Source organism: Streptomyces sp. NBC_01352, assembly GCF_036237295.1.
In the GTDB taxonomy this organism is placed as follows: Bacteria; Actinomycetota; Actinomycetes; order Streptomycetales; family Streptomycetaceae; genus Streptomyces; species Streptomyces plumbiresistens.
In genome coordinates this window covers 5,093,786-5,117,926 of record NZ_CP108354.1, presented here as the reverse complement: position 1 = coordinate 5,117,926, position 24,141 = coordinate 5,093,786, and the positions used below count along the sequence as shown (strand labels likewise).

Below are 24,141 nucleotides of genomic sequence, written 5' to 3'. Positions count from 1 at the left end.
TTCCGGGCAAATGGGTGAATCAGTCACTCGGAGTGATGAAGCACCCATTTGATCGGCTTGTCGTACTAATTCCTTCTCGGTCCCGTGCGAGCTTGGCGGCCACAACACGCCCTCACCGGCGTCGGCCGAGAGAAGGAAGAAGGTGGGCGGAACATGGCCGCCACCCAGAGGATCGCCGCGGGCGCCGTGATCGCCGCGGTCTGTGCCGCGTCCCTGGCCGGTTGCGCGATCGGCAGCGACGGTTCGAAGGAAGGAGCGCCGGGGCCGCAGAAGGCGGAGCCCGCCCAGGCGCCCAAGAGCGCGGTCCGCCTGATCGGCGACGGCTCCACCTCGTACACCGGAGCCCAGCCCCACCTGCCCAGCCCCGACCGCCTCAAGCCGGGCCACAAACCCCCGCAGTTCGTGGTGTTCTCCTGGGACGGCGCCGGCGAGGACGGCCAGAAGCTGTTCTCCCACTTCCGCAAGGTCGCCAAGGCGAACAACGCGACGATGACGTACTTCCTCAGCGGCGTGTACATGCTGCCGGAGGAGAAGCGCGACCTGTACCGGCCGCCGCAGCACTCCCCGGGCCGCTCCGACATCGGCTTCAACGACGAGGAGGGCATCGCCGAGACCGTCAAGCAGCTGCGCATGGCGTGGCTGGAGGGCAACGAGATCGGCACCCACTTCAACGGCCACTTCTGCGGCAGCGGCGGCGGGGTCGGCGAGTGGTCGGTGGAGGAATGGAAGGACGAGATCGCTCAGGCGAAGCACTTCGTGAAGTCCTGGAAGACCAACACCGGCATGAAGAACGCCTCCCCGCTGCCCTTCGACTACGACAAGGAGCTCATCGGCGCCCGCACGCCCTGCCTGGAGGGCCGGAAGAACTTCATGAAGGCCGCCCGCGAGCTGGGCTTCCGCTACGACACCAGCGGTGTCAGCGACCAGGTCTGGCCCAAGAAGAAGCAAGGCCTGTGGGACCTGTCGATGCAGCTCGTGCCGTTCCCCGGACACTCCTACGAGCAGTTGACGATGGACTACAACTTCATGGTCAACCAGTCGGGCACCAGGACCCAGGGTGACCCCAGGAAACACGGCCTCTGGGGTGACCAGATGCGCGACGGCCTCCTCACGGGCTTCCACCGGGCCTACGACGGCAACCGCGCGCCCCTGATCATCGGCAACCACTTCGAGTCCTGGAACGGCGGCACCTACATGCGGGCCGTCGAGGAGGTCATCGAGGGCGTCTGCAACAAGCCCGACGTGCGCTGCGTGTCCTTCCGGCAGCTCGCCGACTGGCTGGACGCCCAGGACCCGAAGACCCTTCAGAAGCTGCGCTCCCTGAAGGTCGGCGAGGCCCCGAAGCAGAGCTGGGCGTCCTTCCTGTCGGGACGTCCGGCCCCGGCCCCGAAGGGCGTGCCCGGGGCGCCGGCGGCCAACCGGCAATAGCCGTCAGGCGGTTGCCGCGACGCTCTCGCCGAGTACGAAGGAGGGGTCGACCTGCGCCGCCAGGTCGGCCCCGGTGCGCTCGTTGCCCCAGGACCGGGCGTTCTTCAGGTGGAAGTGCACCATCTGGTGTGTGTAGCGCTCCCAGTCGCGCAGTTCGTACGTCGCGTCGACGGCCGACTGCAACCGGCTCAGGGCGCGGCGGTTGGCGTCCTCCAGGAGCTCGAACCGGGGCGGTCGGCCCTTCTCCAGCGCGCGCACCCAGTTGGAGTGCCCCACCGTGATGAGCAGGTCGTCCCCGACTTCGGCGCGAAGGAAGTCGAGGTCGTCCTGACCTTGCACCTTGTTGCCGACGACCTTCAGGGCGACGCCGAAGTCGCGGGCGTACTCCTTGTACTGGCGATAGACGGAGACTCCCTTCCGGGTCGGTTCGGCGACGAGGAACGTGATGTCGAAGCGGGTGAACATGCCGGAGGCGAAGGAGTCCGAGCCCGCCGTCATGTCCACCACGACGTACTCGTCGGGGCCGTCGACGAGGTGGTTCAGGCACAGCTCCACCGCTCCGGTCTTGGAGTGGTAGCAGGCGACGCCCAGGTCGGCGTCCGTGAAGGGGCCGGTGACCATCAAACGGACGGCACCGCCCTCCAGTTCCACCGGCCGGGCGCAGGCATCGAACACCGGGTTGTCCTCGCGCACCCGCAGCAGCCGGGAGCCGTCGCCGGGCGGGGTTGTCTTGATCATCGTCTCGATGGAGGCGATGCGGGGGTTGGAGCCGCGCAGGTAGTCCTTGATCAACGGCAGGCGCTCGCCCATCGCGGGCAGCGCGGCCGCCTCCGCCTCGTCCAGGCCGAGGGCCGGGCCCAGGTGCTGGTTGATGTCGGCGTCGACGGCGACGACCGGCGCCCCCGTGGTCGCGAGGTGGCGGATGAACAGGGAGGACAGGGTGGTCTTGCCGCTGCCGCCCTTCCCGACGAAAGCAATTTTCATGTTCACCAAGCGTAGTTGCGGAATAGCTGTAAGTGGCGAGTGTGCGTGAAGAAGACCACTCCTTCGTGGGGTGCGCGTCCGGGCTGCGTAGGGTCGTACTTATGAGTACGACAGGCGCGACCGCCGATCCGCTCGCGGCCCTGGGTTCGCTGCCCGGGGTGGCCGAGTCCGTGGAGTCCGTGCGCAAGGCCGTGGACCGGGTCTACGGGCATCGGGTCATGCGGCGCCGCAGCAACGAGATCACCTCCGAGGCCGCCCTGCGCGGCGCGCGCGGCTCGGGGGCGCTGTCCGGAGCGGACTGGGCCCTGGAGGAGGTGCGCCGCCGCACCGACTTCAGTGGTGACGACGAGGCGCGTGTCATGGGCGCCGCCCTGCGGCTGACCGCCGAGGCGGGCCAACTGCTGTCCATCTGGCGGCAGTCGCCCCTGCGCGTGCTGGCTCGGCTGCACCTGGTCGCGGCCGCCACCACGGGCGACGAGGTCGGGCGCCCCCGCCAGGCGGGCGAGCCGGTCCAGGAGCCGCTGGTCGAGCTGCCGCTGCCGAGCGCGGCGGAGGTCTCCGGCCGTCTGGAAGGGCTCTCCGAGCTGATCATCGCGGGCGGTTCGGCCCCCGCGCTGGTCACGGCAGCCGTCGTACACGGCGAACTGCTCGCCCTGCGTCCGTTCGTCTCGCACAACGGCCTGGTCGCGCGCGCCGCCGAACGCATCGTTCTGGTCGGCAGCGGCCTGGACCCGAAGTCTGTCTGTCCGGCGGAGGTCGGTCACGCCGAACTGGGCCGCGCGGCCTACCTGGCGGCGCTCGACGGATATGTCTCCGGCACCCCGGAGGGCATGGCCGCCTGGATCACCCACTGCGGCCGGGCGGTCGGACTGGGGGCGCGCGAATCGACAGCCGTGTGCGAGGCGCTGCAGCGCGGGGCGGCGTAGGAGTCCCGGAAGAACTCCGGGAAAGGGTTGCGGCGGTACGAGGATTCGTACCGCCGCTGGCATGTCCACCGGGGTACCAAGCGTCCTCGAATGGTGCCCATCAGGTCGGGAACTTTGCCCGTCCCTGGTGCGGCTGGCCCGTAATCGACGGGTCGACGTCGCGTGGGTGCCCGGTGTGCATGCTCGGTCCGTGGGGCCAAATGCGTTCTTAAGGTGATCCTTTCGGATGTCCTTGGTCTCGCGGGCCGTTAATCCCTTTGTACTCCAGGACCGGAGCAAGCGGAAGCCCAGGAAGCACTTCTTTACTTTTGGGTTCAAAACACATTAAACGGGCGTCGCCCTGGTCAGGCCGGAGTTGAACGGCGCCGGCTCGCGTACCAGACGAGGCCCGCGGTGGCCGCCGCGGCTCCTATTGCCGCGACCGCGACGAGTGCCGGACGGGGCGGCACGGAGAACGCGGGGAGCCGCTGCTTGAGCCGGACCGGCCGGTGGAAATCGAGAATCGGCCACCCGCGCGCGAGCGCCTCGCGGCGCAGTGTGCGGTCGGGATTCACCGCGTGGGGATGACCGACGGATTCCAGCATCGGCAGATCGGTCGCCGAGTCGCTGTAGGCGTAGCAGCGCGAGAGGTCGTACCCCTCGGACGCGGCCAGCTCCTTGATTGCCTCGGCTTTCGTCGGGCCGTACGCGTAGTACTCCACCTCTCCGGTGAAGCAGCCGTCCTCGCCCACCACCATGCGGGTCGCCACCACGCGGTCCGCGCCGAGCATCTCGCCGATCGGCTCGACCACCTCGGCACCCGACGTGGACACGATGACGACGTCACGTCCGGCGGTGTGGTGCTCCTCGATGAGGGAGGCGGCCTCGTCGTAGATGATCGGGTCGATGAGCTCGTGGAGCGTCTCGGCGACGATCTCCTTGACCTGCTGGACGTTCCAGCCGCGCACGAGCGCGGACAGATACTCGCGGGTGCGCTCCATCTGGTCGTGGTCCATACCGCCCACGAGGAAGACGAACTGGGCATATGCGGTACGCAAGGCCGCCCTGCGGTTGATCAGCCCGCCTTGGTAGAAGGACTTGCTGAAGGTGAGCGTGCTCGACTTCGCAATGACCGTCTTGTCCAGGTCAAAGAAGGCCGCTGTGCGGGGCAAGGAGTGGTTTTCCACAACCATGAGCATAGGTGCTGCCCATTCGGCGTAAGGTTGGCGCGTTGGTTTGCCTGAGAGGCCTCTCGGGTACACCATGGAAGTCACGGATCGTTCGCGACCGTGCTAACCCGGTCCGACTCCTCCCCCCCCGAGTCGGCCGTGGAGACGACCCCCGCTCTCCCCCCCGGCGGGGGTCGTCGCATGTCCGGGTGGGTTTTTCCTCTTCTGTACGCGGCCGCTGGGCCGTGCTGAGGCGGCTGCGGCCGCCTCTTTCGCCTGCCCATGATCCGTCACTGTGTGTAGTCGAGGTGCTGCTCTGCGGAAGTCGCACAGCGGGTGGTACAGGGGTCACCGGTTTGGGTGACGGCGATATTCACAGGTGCTGAGTTGTCCACAGTTTTCGTCCAAGATCCACAAGATTTCCGGGATCGCTGCACCGTGATTCCAACGCGCCCGGCTCGCACCGAGTTCATGGCTGGTTCCGGTTAGTCGGATGCGTTTGGCCGGTTGGTATCGGCCGTTCATATGGAGGCCGGTTGCCGGTTCTTCACACGTTCGGGAATCGCGGGGCCAAGGTGGCGCCGCGGAAGGGGGATGGACACCGTGGCCGCAGCCGTCACACACGATCCACCCGCCGCCGGAGGGCGGCAGGGCAAGCCGTTGATCGTCACGGAAGACGCCGAACTGCTGGACGACCTGCTGCGCCTGTGCGCGGCCGCCGGCGCCACACCCGAGGTCCACCACGGAGTGCCGGACAACAGAGGCAGCTGGGAGGCCGCACCGCTCGTGCTGGTCGGCGACGACGCCGCACGGCGCGTGCGCGGGGCCGCACGCAGGCGCGGAGTGGTGCTGGTCGGGCGCGACCAGGACGACTCGGGGGTCTGGCAGCGGGCCGTCGAGATCGGCGCCGACCACGTCCTGATGCTGCCTGACGGCGAGCAGTGGCTGGTCGACCGCATCGCCGACGTGGCCGAGGGCATCGGCCGGCCCGCCCTCACCGTCGGCGTCATCGGCGGCCGGGGCGGGGCCGGGGCGTCCACGCTCGCCTGCGCGCTCGCCGTCACCTCCGCGCGCGAGGGACTGCGCACGCTCCTGGTGGACGCCGATCCGCTGGGCGGCGGACTCGACGTACTCCTCGGCGGCGAGAGCGCCGAAGGACTGCGCTGGCCCGCGTTCGCCGCCTCGCGAGGGCGGGTCGGCGGCGGCGCCCTGGAGGAGGCGTTGCCGCGACTGCACTCGCTGCGGGTGCTGAGCTGGGACCGCAGCGACTGTGTCGCCGTCCCGCCGCAGGCCGTGCGGGCGGTGCTCGCCGCGGCCCGGCGCCGGGGCGGCACGGTCGTCGTAGATCTGCCGCGCCGCATCGACGACGGGGTCGCCGAGATCCTCGCCCAGCTCGACGTGGGGCTCCTTGTGGTCCCCGCGGAGCTGCGTGCCGTGGCCGCGGCGGGCCGGGTGGCCTCAGCCGTCGGCATGGTTCTGCGCGACCTGCGGGTCGCCGTCCGCGGGCCCTACACACCCGGGCTCGACGACCGCGAAGTAGCCAGGCTGCTCGGACTGCCGCTGGCCGGCGAGGTGCCTGTGGAGTCCGCGCTGCTGCGCCCGCACGGGAGCGAGACGCCACCCGGCGCGACCGCACGAGGGCCGCTCGCGCGCTTCTGCAAGGAGTTCTGGGAGCGGGCGTTGATGGAGGCGGGTGCCGCGTGAGTACGTTCTCGGGGCTTGAGTGGGTCGGCGGGGCGGGCGTCGGTTCGGCGAACGGAGCGGGCGAGCGACGGCTGTCCGGTGGCGTGGCGGCAGAGGGACGGCTGCCCGGTCGCGTGGGGTCCGAGCGGTGGCTGTCCAACGGCGCGGCGGTCGCTCTGGAGAGCGGTGCTGACGTGACGCCGGGGCTGCTCGACGGGGTGCGGCAGTGGCTGGTCGAGAGCGGGGCCGAACCGACGCCCGCGCGCGTGGCCCAGGCGTTGCGGGAGCAGGGGCGGGTGCTCGGAGATGCGGAAGTCCTCGGCGCGGCCGAGCAATTGCGTTCCGAGCTGGTCGGCAGCGGCCCGCTCGAACCGCTGCTCGCCGACCCCTCGGTGACCGACGTACTGGTGTCGGCACCCGACCGGGTCTGGGTGGACCGGGGCGGCGGCCTGGAGCTGACCACCGTCTCCTTCCCGGACGCGGCCGCCGTACGACGGCTCGCGCAGCGCCTGGCCGCGGTGGCCGGACGCCGGCTCGACGACGCGCGCCCCTGGGTGGACGCTCGGCTGCCCGACGGGACCCGGTTGCACGCGGTGCTGCCCCCGGTCGCCGTCGGCTGCGCCTGCCTGTCCCTGCGGGTCGTACGGCCGCGCGCGTTCACGCTCGACGAACTCGTGGCGGCCGGCACGGTGCCGCCGGGCGGGGACCGGGTGCTGAGGGCGCTGCTTCGGGCGCGGCTGTCCTTCCTCATCAGTGGTGGCACGGGCACCGGCAAGACGACGTTGCTGAGCGCCCTGCTGGGGCTCGTCGGGCCCGACGAGCGGATCGTGCTCGCCGAGGACTCGGCGGAGCTCAGGCCGGACCATCCGCACGTCGTACGGCTGGAGAGCAGACCCGCCAACCAGGAGGGCGCGGGCCTCGTCACGCTCCAGGACCTGGTCCGGCAGGCGTTGCGGATGCGGCCGGACCGGCTGGTCGTGGGCGAGGTGCGCGGGCCCGAAGTGGTCCATCTGCTGGCCGCGCTGAACACCGGTCACGAGGGCGGCTGCGGCGTATTGACCGAACTAAATTGCGTGTTTGTGCAGGTCAGTTGGGGTTCTGCTAGCTTCCCGTCATGCCCGGTGAACAACGTCCCGGAAGGGACCTGAGGAACTTCGTCTTGCCCGAGATAGGCAAGTTGCTGAAGACGGGAGATCCCTGGGAGCCCTACCTGTTGCTGGACCCGTTCGGCAGTCCGGTCGAGCCGGTCGCGGTGTACTTCAAGGACCTGATGGCCGGGCCCTACTCGCCGCTGACCCCGCGCTCGTACGGCATGGACCTGCTGCGATGGTGGCGCTTCCTGTGGGCGCTCGAGATCGAGTGGGACCGTGTGACAAGTGAGGATGCTCGGGACTTCACGCTGTGGATGAAGCTGGCGGACAAGCCGGTACGCGTCCACTGGCGCCACCGCGGCAAGGAACCTTCCGAAATCCCTCGGCCCCGGGCGGACAGGCCGACGCCGGGAACACCGAACCCGGTGACCGGGAAGCCGACCGTCGGGACGAAGTACTCGCCCAGAACCCGGGCGCACTTCGAGACGGTGCTGCGGACCTTCTACGACTGGCACCTGGACAAGAAGTCCGGTGCTCTGCTGGTCAATCCGTTCCCACTGGACCGCTCCCGTTACCGCGGAAAGCGTCGGCCCAACGGTCAAGGTGAGCAGGGCCGCCAGGGCGATCGGGCGAATGCCCACCACAACCCGATGGAAGAGTTTAAGAAGGAGCGGAAGGGCCGCTACCGACCCACCATTCCCAAGCGGATTCCGCGGCGCATCCCGGAGGACAAGTACACCGAGGTCTTCGCCGGCCTCCGCTCCCACCGCGACCGCGCCCTGTTGGCCTTCTGGGTCTCCAACGGAGCCCGAGCTGAGGAACTTCTCTCTCCGAAGCAGGGCGACGCGAAGGTCGGCCAGCAGACCATCGGCGTGATCCGTAAGGGCACGGGTGAATATCAGGAACTGCCCGCGAATACCGATGCGTTCGTCTGGCTGCGGCTCTACCAGGAAGAAGCCTGGAAGAAGGGCGTCCCGCGAGGGCGAGCACAGCCCCTGTGGTGGACCTTGCGCCGCCCTTGGCGGCCGCTGGAGTACGACGCGGCTCGCATGATGTTCAACCGTGCCAACGCACTCCTGGGCGCCAACTGGACGCTTCACGACCTGCGGCACACCGCGACGTTCTTGATGCTCGATGACCCGGACATGCCGCCCGTCTACGTCCAGCACATCCTCGGCCACAAGTACCTGTCGACCTTGGACATCTACAGCCGCCCCACCAAGGACGACGTCATCACGGCCGGTCTCGCGCACCACGCCCGGCAGGAGAAGAAGCGTTACGACCCGCCGCCTGCTCCGCCCGCGCCCGCCTACAACCGTGAGTCCCTTAACGTCCTGTTCGGAGGACCTTCCGCATGACAACCCAGGTCCTTCCTGAACTTCTCGTACCACCAACGCAGCGCTCTCTGGCCGGAGTCGAGGCAGCTGCCCTGCTCCAACGGTTTCCGGCTCGCCCACGCGCCATCACCTGGCCCACCACTGCCCTGAGCCGCGAGGAGCTCCTGGAGCGAATCCAGGAGATGAGGCGGCCTCCGGGGGCGGCCGACATTTCCCAGGGGACGCGGATGGTGGGGGTCCGCCTGCTGTTGTCCTGGCTGCAAACCTTCCCCGGTGACACCTGGCAGGACCGTTGGCTGGCATCACCTGCGGCATCCGACCCCGAACGCTGGCACAAGCCGGCGGGCGAGTGGGCCAAGTCAGTCGGCCGAAGCCCCGATCCGGGCACGCTTAGAACCGGCTTTCTGGCCCTGATGTGCATCGATGCCATCCGCCCGGACCTGCAATGGCTCGCCTCGAACCCCTCGCGGTACCTCAGGCCAGCCATCCAGGCGGCACGCGATCCTGAGGGGTTCGCACGGCTCGAAGCCGCAGGGCCTCCCACGGGAACCAGCAGCCGGTACTCTTCCGAGGCACTCAGGGCAATCGCACAGATCATCGTCGCCTACGGCGGCAAGGTCGAGGAGATCACCGTCGGCGACTGCCTGGCACGGTTGCAGGCCTCCCGAGGCGACACTCGAAGCTCTCGCTCCGCCTACGTCTGGCTCCGGGACCTGGGCCAGTTCCCGCCTCACGCCCCTGCGACCCTGGTTCATTTCGCGATCCGTTCTGGTCAGGCGAGCCCTGCCGAACTCGTGGACCGCTACGGACTGCGCTGCAAACCCGTCCGTGACCTAATCGTCGACTACCTCACCGAACGCCAGCCAAGCCTCGACTACAACTCCCTCAAGACGCTGTCGGCGTCTCTGGCGAGCTTGTTCTGGGCTGACCTCGAACGGCATCACCCCGGCATCGACTCCCTGGCCCTGAGTGCTGATGCAAGGACGGCCTGGAAGGCCCGGCTGGCCACGAAGAGGGTCCGCAAGAGGCAGCCGGACGGCTCCTTCGCCGAGGTCATCGAGCCTCGGGACAGTGCGCCAATGGTCAAGCAGTCCGTGCGGGCGTTCTACTTGGACATTGCACAATGGGCCCTCGATGAGCCCGAACGATGGGGCCCCTGGGCCGCGCCGGCCCCAGTCAGCGAAGCCGACTGCTCGGTGAAGAAGAACGAGCAACGTCAGAAGTCCAGGTCGGACCAGCGCACCCGCGAACGGCTTCCCGTCCTGCCGGTTCTGGTCCGTGTCGCCGACCGCCGGCTCAAGGAGGCCAGAGCCCGCCTCGACGCCCTCAACGCCGCCGAGTTGGGCTCCACCTTCACGGTGCTCGGGGAGACCTTCACCGTCCCCCGGAGCACCAATCGCGCGGGCGGTCGCCCCTCGAGCGTTCGAGACACGCAGGGGCGCCGCCGCGAACTGGGTGCTGAGGAGAAGCGGGCATTCTGGGCCTGGGCAACCATCGAGATCCTTCGGCATACCGGAATTCGGATCGAAGAGCTCCGCGAGCTCGGGCATCACAGCGTCATCAGCTATACCTTGCCCACCACCGGAGAAGTTGTCCCGCTCTTGCAAATCGCACCGTCGAAAACCGACCAAGAGCGGCTCTTGCTCATCACTCCGGAACTCGCAGACGTACTCAGCGCCGTGATCTCACGTGTCCGCAGAGGCAACAGAACCGTCCCGGTCATCCATAGCTACGACCACCATGAGAAGACCTGGAAATCTCCCATGCCGCTTCTCTACCAGTGGAATGTCAGTGGAGAGGACCGGCAAATATCCGAGAACACGATTCGCGATGCCCTAAATGACACTCTCGCAGCATCCGGGCTCACTGACGCCTCCGGGAAGCCGCTGAATTTTGAGCCTCACGACTTTCGGAGAATCTTCATCACTGATGCCATCCTCAACGGCCTTCCACCCCACATTGCCCAAGTCATCGCAGGTCATGGCAACATCAACACCACCATGGGATACGCCGCTATCTACCCAGCGGACGCCATCGAGGCGCACCAAGCCTTCATCGCTCGCCGTCGCGCACTCCGGCCTGTCGAGGAATACAGGGCCGTCACACCGGAAGAGTGGCAGGAGTTCCTGGGGCACTTCGAGCGCCGCAAGCTTGCTCTCGGGGAATGTGGGCGAGCATATGGCACGGACTGCGCTCACGAACACGCATGTGTCCGATGCCCAGTCCTCATCGTGGACTTCACGGACAGGCCGCGTTTGGTCGAGATCCGCGAAAACCTTGCGGACCGGATCGAAGAGGCCGAACGCGAGGGTTGGCTTGGTGAAGTCGAGGGTCTGTCTGTCAGTCAGGCCGCAGCCGAAGAAAAGATCGCTCAACTCGACGCGAGGAAAGATCGGAAGGAATCACCTATATTCATGGGGATCCCCTCCTTCGAGCAGATTGTCGCCCGCGCAAGCGAAGTGAAGACCCCCTAATCCACACCAATGGGTGGCGACCACACGCCGCCCGTCGATCCCGACGCGCCTCAACTCCTAGTTCGCCATAAAGATCGCTGCTCAGAAAGGTATCGAGCCGCTAAACCTGCTAGCTGGAATACCCTTACGTGCAGCGATATCCGCAGCCTTTCGCTTAATCTCATCCTTGGTGGAGTCGTAGATCTGATCAAGCGTATGATCAAGAATTTCGACTCCCTCCAAAACGTCGGGCACACGAAGGCTGTCGTTGTGACTTCCGACGTTTCCGATCCACTTGACTGCCAGGACTAGGTCTGCAACTCCCGCATGTTCTGGCTTTGCTGCCTTGAAGGCGACGATCCTGTTGTGGAGGTTTACTTCGTAAGGCCTCCCGCCGCGAACGCATTTCCTTGGAATTCCTTGATCATCCATCAGCGCCTCTACGGCGGATCGAAGGCGATTGGCAGCAGAGCTGGGGTCGGACCAGATGATTTTTGCCGCAGCGTCGATCCGCTTCTGAACCAGCGGGGGACTGAGATCGTAGCTCTCGATCAGAGGCAGGTGAGGCAGGAAGAACTTTGGGGTGAAGAAGTTGCAATACCCGTCTTCACTCCTCAACAAATAGAGTCCAGTTTCGCCAACGACTCGTACGAGATCGCAGGCAGGCTTCTGGCAGCGCAATAGGCAGCTGAAATAACCATGCGCCCAATCAGGATCCCACTCCGGATGTGACTGGTTCCTTTTGCTAATCGCGGTTTCTTCCTGAATCAGGGACTCGCTGATCAGGGTCAAGCCCCCTCTCTTACATGAGGGGCAAGGAATATGCGGCCACTGCGGCCCGTCCCCGTCCAGGCCCTCTGCGATGGCCCGGAGGTCCTTGATGAGCTGGTTTGCCATGCGGCGCAGTTTGCCAGTCCTCCAGCCAGTACGCAGTGGGATTACCAGGCTCCGCAGCGCTCCCGGCCCAGGCCCCCCAACACCCGCGCCCTGTCCGCGGTCTCGGGGGCTTCCGTCTACCCGGCTCGCCGCAGGCTAGTTCGGAGAAGGGACCGTGCACGCGAACGCGGCGGCCGACGTGCCGGCCCGGCTGGAGGCGCTGGGTACGGCGGCCGGGCTCGACCGGGCCGCCCTGCACAGCCAGTTGGCGGCCGCCCTGTCGGTCGTACTGCACCTCGTCCGCGACCGGACCGGTCGGCGGCGGATCGCCGAGGTGCACGTGCTGGAACGGGACCCTTCGGGGCTGGTGCGGACGGTGCCGGCCCTGCGGTGGGGCGCGGAGGGATTCGCGTACGAACGGGGTTGGGGGCGGCTGCGGGGGCTGCTTCGGGAGGAGTGCGGCTCGTGCGAGGCGAGGGATGAGTGCGCCTCGTACGAGGCGGGAGCGGGGTGCGGGGAGCGCTTTGGGCGCTCCGGAGTGCGGATCGAGGAGGCGCGTGGTGGTCAACGGGATGGGTGAGATGTCGACGGGAGCGGCTGTGGCGTGCGTGGGGGCTGCTCTCTGGCTGCTCGGTGGGCGGCACCCTGGCGCTCGGCGGGCCCAGTTGCTGCTCGCGGGTGGCGGAGTGGTGGGTGCCGGACCGCCCGCCTGGCGGCAACTGGCCGAAGAACTGCGGCGGATTCGCGGGCGGCTGCGCCCCGAGTGGTGGGCGGTGGCCGCCGGGCTGGTGCTGGCGGTGCTGGGTTCCTCCGTGCTGCCGGCCGTCGCGGGGGCGGCCGGGGTGCCGTTGCTGCGGCGGGTGCGGTTGGCGGGGGAGGCGCGGCGTGCCCGGGAGCGTCGAGGGGACGCGGTGATCGCGTTGTGCGGGGCGCTGGCCGGGGAGGTGCGGGCCGGCCGGCAGCCGGGGGAGGCGCTGCTGCGGGCGGTGCGGGAGGCCGACGGCGCTCTTGGTGAGGGAGAGGCGGCGGTGCGGGACTCCGAACGGCTTGCTGACGCGCTGGTGGCGGTGCGGGGTTTTGGAGGGCTGGGTGGGGCTCGGGCTGTGCGGGGCTTCGGAGGGGCTGGTGTCGCTCGGGCGGCCAGAGGCTTCGGTGGGTCCGGTGTGTCCGGTGGGTCCAGTGGGTCAGGTAGGTCAGGTAGGTCCGGTGGTGATCGAGTGCTGCAGGACGCCTGTCGGCTTGGTGAGGCTCAGGCGGCGGTGCTGGCGGCGGCGCGGTTTGGGGGTGACGTTCCGGCCGCGCTTGCTGTTGCCGCGCGACAGCCGGGTGCCGAGGGGCTGGTGGGGCTTGCGGCCTGCTGGCGGGTTGCCGTGGACCATGGCGCCGGCCTCGCAGCCGGACTCGACCGACTCGAAGGGGCATTGCGCGCGGAGCGTGACCAGCGGGCGGACCTGCGCGCGCAGCTGGCGGGTGCCCGGTCGACAGCGGTGATGCTCGCGGGCCTGCCGGTCCTGGGCCTTGCCCTCGGTACGGCCCTGGGTGCCGATCCGCTGCATGTACTGCTGCACACCGGGGCGGGATTGGGATGTCTGCTGGTCGGCGGCCTGCTGGAGGCGCTGGGGATGTGGTGGGCGATGCGGATCGTGCGGGGAGCGGAGGCGATGTGAGGGATGGGGCCGAGGCGCGGGGCGGGTGGCGGAGGCGATGTGTGGGACGCGGTCGGCGGGCGGACGGACGTGTCGGAAGCGGGAGTCGGCAGTGGTCTGGGGAGGGAGGCGGTGACGTGAGTGCGGAAGTTGTCCACAGGCTGGGGGCGGCGGTGGGGGTGGTGCTCGTCCTCGGGTGGCTCGTGCGGTGGCTGGAGTCGGTACGGCGGGAGCGGAGAGTGCGGCGGCGGTTGGCCGAGCTGTTGGTGGCGGAGGGGGAGACGTCCGCGGGGTCGCGTATCGACCTCCGGAACGTCGCTCGGCGGTGGCTGCCGATGGTGGGGGTGGCATGTGCCGGGTGGGTGCTGGTCGGTGGGTTCGCCGGTGCGGTGGTGGGCCTGGTGGCCGCCGCCGGGCTGTGGCGGTGGCGGCTTCGGCAGGCGGCCGTCGGGGCCGAGACGGAGTACGACGCCCAAGAGGCGGCTCGGCAACTCCCCCTCGCGGCCGACCTCCTGGCGGCCTGCATCGCGGCGGGCGCCGGGCCGGTGATCGCGGCCCAGGCGGTGGGCGAAGCCCTTGGTGGTCCGGTCGGAGAAGGGCTGGCACGGGGCGCGGCGGAGGTGAGACTCGGCGGCGAACCGGGCGAGGCCTGGCGACGGCTCGCCTCCACACCGGGCGCCGGCACCCTGGCGCGGCTCCTGGAACGGGCCGGCGTCTCCGGACTCCCCGCGTCCGCACCGGTCGCCAGGCTCGCCGCGGACGCCCGCGCCGACTGGACGCGCGAGGCGACGGCACGGGCACGGCGGGCGGCCGTCATGGTCAGCGCGCCGGTGGGGCTGTGCTTCTTGCCCGCGTTCATCGCGGTCGGCGTAGTGCCCGTGGTGATCGGACTGGCGGGCGGGGCGCTGGGAGGGGGTGGTGGATGACGCAGGACGGGAGCGACGGCACGTAGGAGGCGTGGGCCGAGTGGCCGACGCCTGGCAAGAAGTCAGCTGGTCAACGGAACGGAACCTCACGGGGGTTGAGATGTACAAGACGGTACGGGCACGGCTGGTCGCCCTGGTGTGCAGGGCGCGAGCGGCGCGGCGGGACGCGGGGATGGTCACCTCCGAGTACGCCATGGGGATCGTCGCGGCGGTGGCGTTCGCGGTCGTTCTCTACAAGGTGGTGACGAGCGGTCAGGTCAACGCGGAGTTGCAGAACATCGTGAAGCAGGCCCTCGATGCGCAGATGTGAGCGGGAGACGGACCGGGGCTTCGTCACAGCGGAGTCGGCCATGGTGCTGCCCGTCTTGGTGATCTTCGCGATGGCGCTGGTGTGGGGACTGCTCGTGGTGGCCGCGCAGATCCAGTGCGTGGACGCGGCGCGTACCGGCGCCCGCGCCGCGGCCCGCCAGGACGCCGCCGACGCCGTCGTCGAGATCACCAGGCAGGCGGCACCGCGCGATGCGGAGGTCACCGTCAGCAGGGAGGGGGACCAGGTGCGGGTGGCGGTCGTGGCGAAGCCGCCTGCGCTGCACGGTCTGCCGTTCGAAGTGCGGGAGGAGGCCGTGGCGTTGGTGGAGGAGACGGCGGGGGAGGGAAGATGAGCGGCGGTTTCTCGGCCCGTCTCCGTGCGGCCGTTCGGAGCAGGGACCGTGGCTCCGCCACCGTGTGGAGCGTAGGGGCGATCGCCGTGCTGTGCGTGGTGTTCGGTGTCGTCCTGGCCATGGGACAGGCCGTCGTGACCAGGCATCGAGCGGCCGGCGGTGCGGATCTCGCGGCGCTCGCGGCGGCGGACCACTGGGCGGGCGGCGCCAGGGCGGCCTGCGCCCGGGCGGACCGGGTGGCGCGAGCCCAGGGCACGCGGCTCGTGCGGTGCGCGATCGTGGGCGAGACCTCGGACGTGACGGCGGCGTCGGGGAGGGGTCCGTTCGCGGTGGAGGTCAGGGCACGGGCGGGACCTGCGGGACCGCCGGATCCGCTGGCGCCCCGGACTCCTCCGGCGCCCCCGCACGAGGCCCCTGCGGAGCATCTCCCACCGCCACCGGAGATCCCTGCGGAGCACCCCCCGCCCCCACAGCCTCCTCCCCAGGTGCCCCCTGCAACAGCACCGTGAGCAACCGCACCGCCCCCCTCTTGTGCAGCGGGTCGTTGCCGTTGCCGCACTTGGGGGACTGGATGCAGGACGGGCAGCCGGCGTCGCACTCGCAGGAGGCGATGGCCTGGCGGGTGGCGGTCAGCCACTCGCGGGCGGTGTGGAAGGCGCGCTCCGCGAAGCCCGCGCCGCCGGGATGGCCGTCGTAGACGAAGACGGTCGGCAGGAGGGTGTCGGGATGCAGGGGGATCGACACGCCGCCGATGTCCCAGCGGTCGCAGGTGGCGAAGAGGGGCAGCATGCCGATCGACGCGTGCTCGGCGGCGTGCAGGGCGCCGCCGAGGATCTCCGGGTTGATGCGGGCGGCGTCCAGCTGGTCCTCGGTGACCGTCCACCACACGGCACGCGTGCGCAGCGTACGAGGAGGGAGGTCGAGTTTCGTCTCGCCCAGTACTTCACCGGTGATGAGTCGTCGACGCAGGAAGGAGACCACTTGGTTGGTGACCTCGACGGAGCCGTAGCACAGGCGGCCGGCGCCCCACGGGATCTCTACGTCCGTCTCCAGGACGGAGATGGACGTGGTGTCGCGGGCGACCGTCGAATACGAAGGGCTGGCCTGCTCGACCAGGGCGACCGAGTCCTCCAGGTCCAGCGAGCGCACCAGATACGTACGGCCCTGGTGCAGGTGGACCGCGCCCTCGTGCACGGTCGAGTGAGCGGCGCCCTCGTCGACCGTGCCCAGCAGGCGGCCTGTGCCGGCCTCGACGACCTGGATCGGCCGGCCGCCCTCCCCGCGGATGTCGGTGAGGTCGGCGGCCCGTTCTCGGCGGGTCCAGTGCCAGGCCTTCGTACGGCGGCGCAGCAGCTTCGCGGCCTCCAGCTGCGGGAGCAGCTCCTCGGTCGCGGGGCCGAACAGCACCAGGTCCTCGTCCGTCAACGGCAGTTCCGCGGCCGCCGCGCACAGGTGCGGGGCGAGCACGTAAGGGTTGTCGGGGTCGAGGACCGTGGACTCGACGGGCTGGTCGAACAGGGCCTCGGGGTGGTGGACGAGGAAGGTGTCCAACGGGTCGTCCCGGGCGACCAGCACCGCCAGCGCCCCCTGCCCGGCGCGCCCGGCGCGGCCCGCCTGCTGCCACAGGGAGGCGCGGGTGCCCGGGTAGCCGGCGATCAGGACGGCGTCGAGGCCGGAGACGTCGATGCCGAGTTCGAGCGCGGTCGTGGCGGCGAGGCCGAGGAGTTCGCCGGAGTGGAGGGCCTGTTCGAGGGCGCGGCGTTCCTCGGGGAGATAGCCGCCGCGGTACGCGGCGACGCGCCGGGCGAGGGAGCGGTCGACCTCGGCGAGGCGTTCCTGGGCGATCACCGAGATGAGCTCGGCGCCCCGCCGGGAGCGTACGAAGGCGACCGTGCGGATGCCCTGGACGGCGAGGTCGGTCAGCAGCTCGGCGGTCTCGGCGGTGGCGGTACGGCGGACCGGCGCACCCTTCTCGCCCTGCATCTCGGTGAGCGGGGGCTCCCAGAGCGCGAACACCAGTTCGCCGCGTGGGGAGGCGTCGTCGGCGACCTCGACCACCGGGAGGCCGGTGAGGCGGCCGGCGGCCACCGAGGGCTGGGCGGCGGTCGCGGAGGCCAGCAGGAACACGGGAGAGGCGCCGTAGCGGGCGCAGAGGCGGCGCAGGCGGCGCAGCACCTGGGCGACGTGGGAGCCGAACACGCCGCGGTAGGTGTGGCACTCGTCGATGACGACGTACTTCAGAGACTTCAGGAAGGAGGACCAGCGGGGGTGGGACGGGAGTATGCCCCGGTGCAGCATGTCGGGGTTGGTGAGGACGTAGTTGGCGTACTGGCGGACCCATTCGCGTTCTTCGACCGGCGTGTCGCCGTCGTACACCGCGGGGCGCACGGAATGGCCGAGCGGTTGTGAAAGTTCCTTCACGGAGCGGCACTGATCCGCCGCGAGGGCCTTCGTGGGAGCCAGGTAGAGGGCGGTCGAGCCACGGCCGTTCGGGGCCTCGGAGCCGTCCAGGAGCGTCGACAGGACCGGGACGAGGTACGCCAGGGACTTGCCGGACGCCGTGCCGGTGGCGACGACCACGGACTCGCCGTCCAGGGCATGCTCGGCCGCGCGGGCCTGGTGCGCCCAGGGATGTTCGATGCCGCAGGCCTGCACCGCGGCGATGACCTCCGAACGGATCCGGTCCGGCCAGACGGCATGGCGGCCCTCACGTGGGGGCAAGTGCTCCGTATGAGTGATGCGCGAAGCCCGGCTCGGCCCCGCGGCGAGCCGGTCCAGGATCGTGCCCGGCGAGAGCCGGGAGACGGGCTGCGCCGAGGGTCGATCGGATCGGTGATTCTTGGCCATCGGCACCGAGTGTGTCACTGGCGTGACGGACAATGGGACCAAGGCGTCGTGCACGCCTGCCGGTAAGTGATTGAATGCCATCGCGGCTGGCGAACCGTCCTGGGGGCTTCAAGCCGAGGTGTCCCAACGGGCGACCGCTCGATAGCAAGGTGCTGGAGGATCCGTGGACCTGTCTCTGTCGACCGAAACCATCGGCGATCGCACGATCGTCAGGGTCGGTGGCGAAATCGACGTATATACCGCGCCCAAGCTGCGCGAGCAGCTGGTCGAGCTGGTGAATGACGGCAGTTTCCACCTTGTCGTCGACATGGAGGGCGTGGACTTCCTCGACTCCACCGGGCTCGGCGTACTGGTCGGCGGACTGAAGCGGGTGCGTGCCCATGAGGGCTCGCTGCGCCTGGTCTGCAACCAGGAGCGCATTCTGAAGATTTTCCGTATCACCGGCCTCACCAAGGTGTTCCCGATCCACACCTCGGTCGAGGAAGCGGTGGCAGCAACCGACTGACCACCGATCCGGGTGCGGGCAACCGTCCGCACCCGGGACGGCAGAAGTTGACAAGGGGGTCCGGGCGCCGGCAGCCCGGTCCCCCGACAGCACGCGCCCGTAGTTCCGAGGGGGATGCATGGCCACCGTTGAACTCCGCTTCAGCGCGCTGCCCGAGCACGTCCGGACCGCCCGACTGGTGGCGGCAGCGGTGGCGCGCAGGGCCGGAGTGGACGAGGCCGTCCTCGACGAGGTCAGGCTTGCCGTGGGCGAGGCCTGTACCCGAGCCGTCGGACTGCACCAGAACGGTGGCATCACGGCACCGGTGAAGGTGGTGCTGACCGAGGAGGAGAAACAGTTCTCCATCGAGGTCGGCGACGAGGCGCCGCGTCACGCTCCCGGCGACCGGGCACCCGGTGCCGCCGGCGAGGAGCAGGATGCCGAGACCGAGGAGGACGAGATGGGCCTCGCGGTCATCAGCGGCCTCGTCGACGACGTGGAGGTCACTGCCGGGGAACACGGCGGATCGATTCGTATGACGTGGCCGACCACACCGTCGGTCACCGTGCTTCCCTGACGCCCCCGGCGTCGCCGACACACCCGTAACACTTCACTTCCGAGGGCCCTGCTGAGCAGGGCCCTCAGTGTTTTTTCAAGAGCATTTTGAATTCGTGAAGTAATTCACGATCAATTTCCGATCATTGGATCGAGTGAAAATGCTTTCGAGGCGTTACTCCGGGTGCAGCAGATTCCGGTTGCCGCATACTGTTTTGATCAGGAACAGATCTCTAGAATCCGTCCACATCTTGAGCTCAGCCCCAGCGTCAAGGAGGACGAATGGCGGGGCTTTCTTCCCCAGACCAGCTTGACCACTCCACAGCCCTCGCGGCAGCGGTACTGACCGACGGAAACCGGGTCCTGGTGTCGGTCATCGGCGTCGTGGCCCTGGCCGCCCTCGTGGTGGCAGGTGTCCTGGTGCGCCAGGTACTCGCGGCGGGCGAGGGCACGGACAGCATGAAGAAGATCGCGACGGCGATCCAGGAGGGCGCGAACGCCTATCTGGCCCGCCAGTTGCGCACGCTCGGCGTATTCGCCGTGGTCGTGTTCTTCCTGCTCATGCTGCTGCCCGCGGACGACTGGAATCAGCGCGCAGGACGATCGGCGTTCTTCTTGATCGGCGCGGCGTTCTCGGCGGCCACCGGCTATATCGGTATGTGGCTCGCCGTACGGAGCAATGTGCGCGTCGCCGCCGCCGCGCGCGAGGCGACACCGGCAGAAGGAGAGCCGGAAAAGGATCTCACCGCTGTCTCGCACAAAGCCATGAAGATCGCTTTCCGCACGGGCGGCGTCGTCGGCATGTTCACGGTGGGGCTCGGTCTGCTGGGCGCCTCCTGTGTGGTGCTGGTGTACGCGGCCGACGCGCCGAAGGTCCTTGAGGGATTCGGTCTCGGCGCGGCGCTCATCGCGATGTTCATGCGTGTCGGCGGCGGCATCTTCACCAAGGCCGCCGACGTCGGCGCCGACCTGGTCGGCAAGGTCGAGAAGGGCATTCCGGAGGACGATCCGCGCAACGCCGCGACCATCGCCGACAACGTGGGCGACAACGTCGGCGACTGCGCGGGCATGGCGGCCGACCTCTTCGAGTCCTACGCCGTGACGCTGGTCGCCGCGCTGATCCTCGGCACGGCGGCCTTCGGCGACGCCGGACTCGCCTTCCCGCTGCTCGTCCCCGCGATCGGTGTCCTCACGGCGATGATCGGCATCTTCGCCGTGGCCCCGCGCCGTTCCGACCGCAGCGGCATGTCCGCGATCAACCGCGGTTTCTTCATCTCCGCGGTGATCTCGCTCGTGCTGGTGGCGATCGCCGTCTTCGTCTATCTCCCGGGAAGTTACGCCGACCTCGACGGCGTCACCGACACAGCGATCCTGGACAAGAGCGGCGACCCGCGGATCCTCGCCCTCGTCGCGGTGGCGATCGGCATCCTGCTCGCCGCCGTGATCCAGCAGCTGACCGGCTACTTCACCGAGACCAACCGCCGACCGGTCAAGGACATCGGCAAGAGCTCGCTGACCGGCCCGGCCACCGTCGTCCTCGCCGGTATCTCGGTCGGGCTCGAATCGGCCGTCTACACCGCCCTGCTGATCGGCCTCGGCGTCTACGGGGCGTTCCTGCTCGGCGGTACGTCGATCATGCTGGCGCTGTTCGCGGTGGCCCTGGCGGGTACCGGTCTGCTCACCACGGTCGGCGTGATCGTCGCGATGGACACCTTCGGGCCCGTCTCCGACAACGCGCAGGGCATCGCCGAGATGTCCGGCGACGTCGAGGGCGCGGGCGCCCAGGTGCTCACCAACCTGGACGCGGTCGGCAACACCACCAAGGCCATCACCAAGGGCATCGCCATCGCCACCGCCGTCCTGGCGGCGTCGGCGCTCTTCGGGTCGTACCGTGACGCGATCATCACGGGCGCGCAGGACGTCGGGGAGAAACTCTCCGGCGAAGGCGCGCCGATGACCCTGATGATGGACATCTCCCAGCCCAACAACCTCGTCGGTCTCATCGCGGGCGCGGCGGTCGTCTTCCTCTTCTCGGGGCTCGCGATCAACGCCGTGTCGCGGTCGGCGGGTTCCGTGGTGTACGAGGTGCGGCGGCAGTTCCGCGAGCATCCCGGGATCATGGACTACAGCGAGAAACCGGAGTACGGCAAGGTCGTCGACATCTGCACCAGGGATGCCCTGCGCGAGCTCGCCACGCCCGGACTGCTCGCCGTGTTGGCGCCCGTCTTCATCGGGTTCACGCTCGGTGTGGGTGCCCTCGGCTCGTTCCTCGCCGGTGCCATCGGGACGGGCACGCTGATGGCGGTGTTCCTCGCCAACTCCGGTGGCGCGTGGGACAACGCCAAGAAGCTCGTCGAGGACGGCCACCACGGCGGCAAGGGCAGCGAGGCCCACGCCGCGACGGTGATCGGCGACACGGTCGGCGACCCTTTCAAGGACACCGCCGGCCCGGCGATCAACCCCCTGCTGAAGGTGATGAACCTGGTGGCGCTGCTCATCGCGCCCGCGGTCATCAAGTTCAGTTACGGCGACGACGAGAACCTCGGCGTACGGATCGCGATCGCGGTCCTGGCGTTCCTGGTGATTGCGGGGGCGGTCTACGTCTCCAAGCGACGCGGGATCGCCGTGGGTGACGAAGACAACGCCGAGGAGCCCAAGTCGGTTGATCCTGCCGTGGTTTCTTAGCGGGGCTTGTCAGGGGCCCAGCTCACCGGGGCGGGCGGGAGGCGCGCGATGTCGCGCCGACCGCCCGCCCCGGTGCCTTCACGCCGTCATCGTGAGCCTTCTCTCTCAAGGTGTATAAGACTTCAAAGTGTTACGAAATGGTCATCTGTCACACGGCTGACGCCCACATGCCGTGTATGTTCCGGGGCCGAGAGCCATGGAAGGGACCAATCCGGTGAACAAGAAGCTCACGGCCGCACTGTCCGGCGGTGCGGTACTGGTACTGGCGCTGACGGGATGCAGCAGCGACGAAGGCAACAAGGAGCTGGACGCCTGGGCCAAGCGGATCTGCGACGCGGCGCCGGCGCAGAACGCGAAGATCGCGGCGGCCGACGCCGCGATCACGAAGGCGGCCAAGGACAGCCCGCCCAAGGAGCTCCAGAAGGTCGACGCCCAGGCCTTCCAGGACCTTTCCGAGGGCTTCAAGGCACGCGCGACCCTCCTGGAGGACGCCGGAGCGCCTCCGGGTGTCGACGACGGCGCGAAGAACCAGAAGGACGCCATCAAGAAGCTCACCGCCCTGTCCGCGACCTACGCCGACCTGAAGAAGCAGATGGACGGGCTGAACACGAAGGACCAGGGGAAGTTCGCGTCCGGGCTGAGCGAGGTCTCGGACGAGATGAAGGACGTGGTGAGCCAGCGCAAGAGCGCGCTCGACGCGCTGAAGAAGCTGGAAGCGAGCGGCGACACCAAGCAGGCGCTGCTCGGCCAGGAGGGCTGCAAGCAGGCAACCGCGTCGGCCTCGGCCACCGACAGCTGAGTCGCCCTCGGCGGCCGGACGAGGGTCACAATGGGGGCGTGAGTAACGCCAGCCTGCACTCCCTGCCCTCCGTCGACCGCCCCGACGCCACCGCCCGGCTCCGGGACGCCCTGCTCGGGGCCTCCTTCACCGCCGACGGGTTGCTCGAGCTGCTCAGCGCGCCCGCGTACGCGGCGCTCGCCCGGAGCGAGATCGTGCCCGCACTCCGGGCGACACGCGGAGACACGCCGCTGGAGACGCTCGTACGGCTGTTCCTCTTGCAGCAGGCCGTGCCGCACGCGCGCGTGGTGGACGTTCTGCCCGTGGACGCCTGCCTGGAGAGCGGGTGGCTGCTTCGCGTCGACGGGGACCAGGTGGCCGCGGCCGTGGACGTACGGCCGTACGGCGGGCCCGATGGCGAGGACTGGTTCATCGTGTCCGACCTCGGGTGCGCGGTCGGCGGCGCCGGTGGCATCGGCAGCCGGGACGAGGGTGTCGTGCTCGGAGTGGGCGGCGCGTCCACGACGCTGGCCGGCATCACCGTCCGTACGCCCCTCTCCGCCGCCCTCGACCTCGGTACCGGCTCCGGGATCCAGGCGCTGCACGCCGCCCAGCACGCCACGCGCGTGACGGCCACCGACCTCAACCCGCGCGCCCTGCACATCACCGCGCTCACGCTGGCGCTGTCCGGCGCGCCCGCCGCCGACCTGCGCGAGGGCTCGCTGTTCGAGCCCATCCGGGACGACGAGACGTACGACCTGATCGTGTCCAACCCGCCGTTCGTGATCTCGCCGGACGCCCGGCTGACGTATCGCGACGGCGGGATGGGCGGGGACGATCTGTGCCGCACGCTCGTTCAGCAGGCGGGGGAGCGGCTGAGCGAGGGCGGGTTCGCGCAGTTCCTCGCCAACTGGCAGCACGTGGAGGGGGAGGACTGGCAGGACAGGCTCAGGTCGTGGGTGCCGCGCGGGTGCGACGCGTGGATCGTGCAGCGCGAGGTGCAGGACGTCACGCAGTACGCCGAGCTGTGGCTCAGGGACGCCGGCGACCACCGGGGTGACGTGGCCGAGTACCAGGCGCGGTACGACGCGTGGCTGGACGAGTTCGAGGCGCGCAAGGTCAAGGCCGTGGGCTTCGGCTGGATCACGCTGCGCAGGACGGGTGCCGCGGTGCCCTCGGTGACCGCGGAGGAGTGGCCGCACCCGGTCGAACAGCCGCTCGGCGACACGGTCCGGGCGCACTTCGAGCGCCTCGACTACCTGCGGGCGTACGACGACGCGGCCCTTCTCGAGCACCACTTCAAGCTCGGCGCCGAGATCGTCCAGGAACAGGTCGGGCTGCCCGGTGCCGAGGATCCGGAGCACGTGGTGCTGCGTCAGAACCGCGGGATGCGGCGGGCCACCAAGGTGGACACGGTCGGCGCGGGCTTCGCGGGCGTCTGCGACGGCTCGCTGAGCGCGGGCCGCATCCTGGACGCGATCGCCCAACTGGTCGGCGAGGATCCGGTGTTGCTGCGCGACCGTACGCCCGCCCAGATCCGGCTGTTGGTGGAGCAGGGGTTCCTCGACCCGGCCTGATCCCAGGGGTCGGTCCCGTCTACACGTCGTCACCTCTGGGGCACGTGCGTTCTCT

The 24,141-nt window shown here is 69.2% G+C and carries 19 protein-coding genes and 2 pseudogenes; 17 read left to right on the top strand and 4 right to left on the bottom strand.

Annotated elements, in window-relative coordinates:
* The first annotated feature begins 153 nt into the window (after positions 1-153).
* On the top strand, positions 154-1,428 hold the full coding sequence (locus OG252_RS23690) for a hypothetical protein (protein ID WP_266435944.1): 1,275 nt from the start codon (positions 154-156) through the stop codon (positions 1,426-1,428).
* Positions 1,429-1,431: 3 nt separating this feature from the next.
* Here OG252_RS23690 and OG252_RS23685 read toward each other — a convergent pair whose 3' ends face one another.
* Positions 1,432-2,412 carry an ATP-binding protein gene (locus tag OG252_RS23685; protein ID WP_266435943.1) on the bottom strand — a complete coding sequence of 327 codons (981 nt, stop codon included), beginning with the start codon at positions 2,410-2,412 and terminating at the stop codon, positions 1,432-1,434.
* A 101-nt stretch (positions 2,413-2,513) separates the two neighbouring features.
* On the opposite strand from OG252_RS23685, the gene OG252_RS23680 reads away from it, so the two are divergent.
* Positions 2,514-3,338, top strand: a complete 825-nt coding sequence (locus OG252_RS23680; RefSeq protein WP_266435942.1) for a Fic family protein — start codon at positions 2,514-2,516, stop codon at positions 3,336-3,338.
* Between the two features lie 344 nt (positions 3,339-3,682).
* On the opposite strand, the gene OG252_RS23675 is transcribed toward OG252_RS23680, so the two are convergent.
* Positions 3,683-4,516 (bottom strand): HAD family hydrolase, encoded by an 834-nt coding sequence (locus tag OG252_RS23675; protein WP_266435941.1) that lies wholly within the window; start codon positions 4,514-4,516, stop codon positions 3,683-3,685.
* 564 nt (positions 4,517-5,080) lie between these two features.
* Here OG252_RS23675 and ssd point away from each other — a divergent pair.
* From ssd to OG252_RS23655, 4 genes are all read left to right on the top strand, one after another.
* On the top strand, positions 5,081-6,190 hold the full coding sequence (gene ssd / locus OG252_RS23670; protein WP_329338482.1) for a septum site-determining protein Ssd: 1,110 nt from the start codon (positions 5,081-5,083) through the stop codon (positions 6,188-6,190).
* A gap of 131 nt (positions 6,191-6,321) precedes the next feature.
* Positions 6,322-7,317, top strand: coding sequence for a TadA family conjugal transfer-associated ATPase (locus tag OG252_RS23665; RefSeq protein WP_329345185.1), 996 nt, complete (start codon positions 6,322-6,324; stop codon positions 7,315-7,317).
* An 11-nt stretch (positions 7,318-7,328) separates the two neighbouring features.
* Complete coding sequence (locus OG252_RS23660) at positions 7,329-8,618, top strand: tyrosine-type recombinase/integrase (protein WP_329338481.1); 1,290 nt, start codon at positions 7,329-7,331, stop codon at positions 8,616-8,618.
* Complete coding sequence (locus OG252_RS23655) at positions 8,615-11,071, top strand: site-specific integrase (RefSeq protein ID WP_329338478.1); 2,457 nt, start codon at positions 8,615-8,617, stop codon at positions 11,069-11,071. Before OG252_RS23660 ends, OG252_RS23655 begins: the two co-directional genes overlap by 4 nt.
* A gap of 81 nt (positions 11,072-11,152) precedes the next feature.
* Here OG252_RS23655 and OG252_RS23650 read toward each other — a convergent pair whose 3' ends face one another.
* Positions 11,153-11,947, bottom strand: coding sequence for a DUF4145 domain-containing protein (locus tag OG252_RS23650; protein ID WP_329338476.1), 795 nt, complete (start codon positions 11,945-11,947; stop codon positions 11,153-11,155).
* A 142-nt stretch (positions 11,948-12,089) separates the two neighbouring features.
* Here OG252_RS23650 and OG252_RS23645 point away from each other — a divergent pair.
* From OG252_RS23645 to OG252_RS23620, 6 genes and pseudogenes are all read left to right on the top strand, one after another.
* Positions 12,090-12,506, top strand: a pseudogene (locus OG252_RS23645) (TadA family conjugal transfer-associated ATPase); the annotation flags it as partial.
* Between the two features lie 28 nt (positions 12,507-12,534).
* A complete protein-coding gene (locus tag OG252_RS23640) occupies positions 12,535-13,593 on the top strand; it encodes a type II secretion system F family protein (protein ID WP_443068424.1) in 1,059 nt (352 codons plus the stop codon).
* A gap of 116 nt (positions 13,594-13,709) precedes the next feature.
* Positions 13,710-14,498 (top strand): type II secretion system F family protein, encoded by a 789-nt coding sequence (locus OG252_RS23635; RefSeq protein ID WP_266435939.1) that lies wholly within the window; start codon positions 13,710-13,712, stop codon positions 14,496-14,498.
* Between the two features lie 100 nt (positions 14,499-14,598).
* Positions 14,599-14,808, top strand: coding sequence for a DUF4244 domain-containing protein (locus tag OG252_RS23630; RefSeq protein WP_329338473.1), 210 nt, complete (start codon positions 14,599-14,601; stop codon positions 14,806-14,808).
* Positions 14,795-15,160, top strand: a complete 366-nt coding sequence (locus OG252_RS23625) for a TadE family type IV pilus minor pilin (RefSeq protein ID WP_266435887.1) — start codon at positions 14,795-14,797, stop codon at positions 15,158-15,160. The genes OG252_RS23630 and OG252_RS23625 overlap by 14 nt, the downstream gene beginning before the upstream one ends.
* A pseudogene (locus OG252_RS23620) lies at positions 15,157-15,552 on the top strand (Rv3654c family TadE-like protein); the annotation flags it as partial. The gene OG252_RS23625 and the pseudogene OG252_RS23620, both read left to right, overlap by 4 nt.
* On the opposite strand, the gene OG252_RS23615 reads toward OG252_RS23620, so the two are convergent.
* Positions 15,497-18,088: a DEAD/DEAH box helicase gene (locus tag OG252_RS23615; RefSeq protein WP_329338469.1), complete on the bottom strand. Its 2,592-nt coding sequence runs from the start codon at positions 18,086-18,088 to the stop codon at positions 15,497-15,499. The pseudogene OG252_RS23620 and the gene OG252_RS23615 overlap by 56 nt on opposite strands.
* 82 nt (positions 18,089-18,170) lie before the next feature.
* Here OG252_RS23615 and bldG point away from each other — a divergent pair, with 82 nt between their 5' ends.
* From bldG to OG252_RS23590, 5 genes are all read left to right on the top strand, one after another.
* On the top strand, positions 18,171-18,512 hold the full coding sequence (bldG, locus tag OG252_RS23610; RefSeq protein WP_024885807.1) for an anti-sigma factor antagonist BldG: 342 nt from the start codon (positions 18,171-18,173) through the stop codon (positions 18,510-18,512).
* Between the two features lie 118 nt (positions 18,513-18,630).
* Entirely contained in the window at positions 18,631-19,068 is a 438-nt protein-coding gene (locus tag OG252_RS23605) for an ATP-binding protein (protein ID WP_266435883.1), read from the top strand.
* A 260-nt stretch (positions 19,069-19,328) separates the two neighbouring features.
* Positions 19,329-21,731, top strand: coding sequence for a sodium-translocating pyrophosphatase (locus tag OG252_RS23600; RefSeq protein ID WP_266435881.1), 2,403 nt, complete (start codon positions 19,329-19,331; stop codon positions 21,729-21,731).
* 196 nt (positions 21,732-21,927) lie between these two features.
* On the top strand, positions 21,928-22,530 hold the full coding sequence (locus OG252_RS23595; RefSeq protein WP_307676374.1) for a small secreted protein: 603 nt from the start codon (positions 21,928-21,930) through the stop codon (positions 22,528-22,530).
* 38 nt (positions 22,531-22,568) lie between these two features.
* Positions 22,569-24,086: a class I SAM-dependent methyltransferase gene (locus OG252_RS23590; protein WP_266435877.1), complete on the top strand. Its 1,518-nt coding sequence runs from the start codon at positions 22,569-22,571 to the stop codon at positions 24,084-24,086.
* Positions 24,087-24,141: the final 55 nt, after the last annotated feature.

Bases quoted from the DNA above. Each gene is read 5' to 3' on its own strand.
- OG252_RS23625 (WP_266435887.1), top strand. From the start codon at position 14,795: ATGCGCAGATGTGAGCGGGAGACGGACCGGGGCTTCGTCACAGCGGAG.
- OG252_RS23605 (WP_266435883.1), top strand. From the start codon at position 18,631: ATGGCCACCGTTGAACTCCGCTTCAGCGCGCTGCCCGAGCACGTCCGG.
- OG252_RS23655 (WP_329338478.1), top strand. From the start codon at position 8,615: ATGACAACCCAGGTCCTTCCTGAACTTCTCGTACCACCAACGCAGCGC.
- OG252_RS23630 (WP_329338473.1), top strand. From the start codon at position 14,599: ATGTACAAGACGGTACGGGCACGGCTGGTCGCCCTGGTGTGCAGGGCG.
- OG252_RS23675 (WP_266435941.1), bottom strand. From the start codon at position 4,516: ATGCTCATGGTTGTGGAAAACCACTCCTTGCCCCGCACAGCGGCCTTC.
- OG252_RS23690 (WP_266435944.1), top strand. From the start codon at position 154: ATGGCCGCCACCCAGAGGATCGCCGCGGGCGCCGTGATCGCCGCGGTC.
- OG252_RS23685 (WP_266435943.1), bottom strand. From the start codon at position 2,412: ATGAAAATTGCTTTCGTCGGGAAGGGCGGCAGCGGCAAGACCACCCTG.
- ssd (WP_329338482.1), top strand. From the start codon at position 5,081: ATGGACACCGTGGCCGCAGCCGTCACACACGATCCACCCGCCGCCGGA.
- OG252_RS23600 (WP_266435881.1), top strand. From the start codon at position 19,329: ATGGCGGGGCTTTCTTCCCCAGACCAGCTTGACCACTCCACAGCCCTC.
- OG252_RS23650 (WP_329338476.1), bottom strand. From the start codon at position 11,947: ATGGCAAACCAGCTCATCAAGGACCTCCGGGCCATCGCAGAGGGCCTG.
- OG252_RS23595 (WP_307676374.1), top strand. From the start codon at position 21,928: ATGGAAGGGACCAATCCGGTGAACAAGAAGCTCACGGCCGCACTGTCC.
- OG252_RS23615 (WP_329338469.1), bottom strand. From the start codon at position 18,088: ATGGCATTCAATCACTTACCGGCAGGCGTGCACGACGCCTTGGTCCCA.
- OG252_RS23680 (WP_266435942.1), top strand. From the start codon at position 2,514: ATGAGTACGACAGGCGCGACCGCCGATCCGCTCGCGGCCCTGGGTTCG.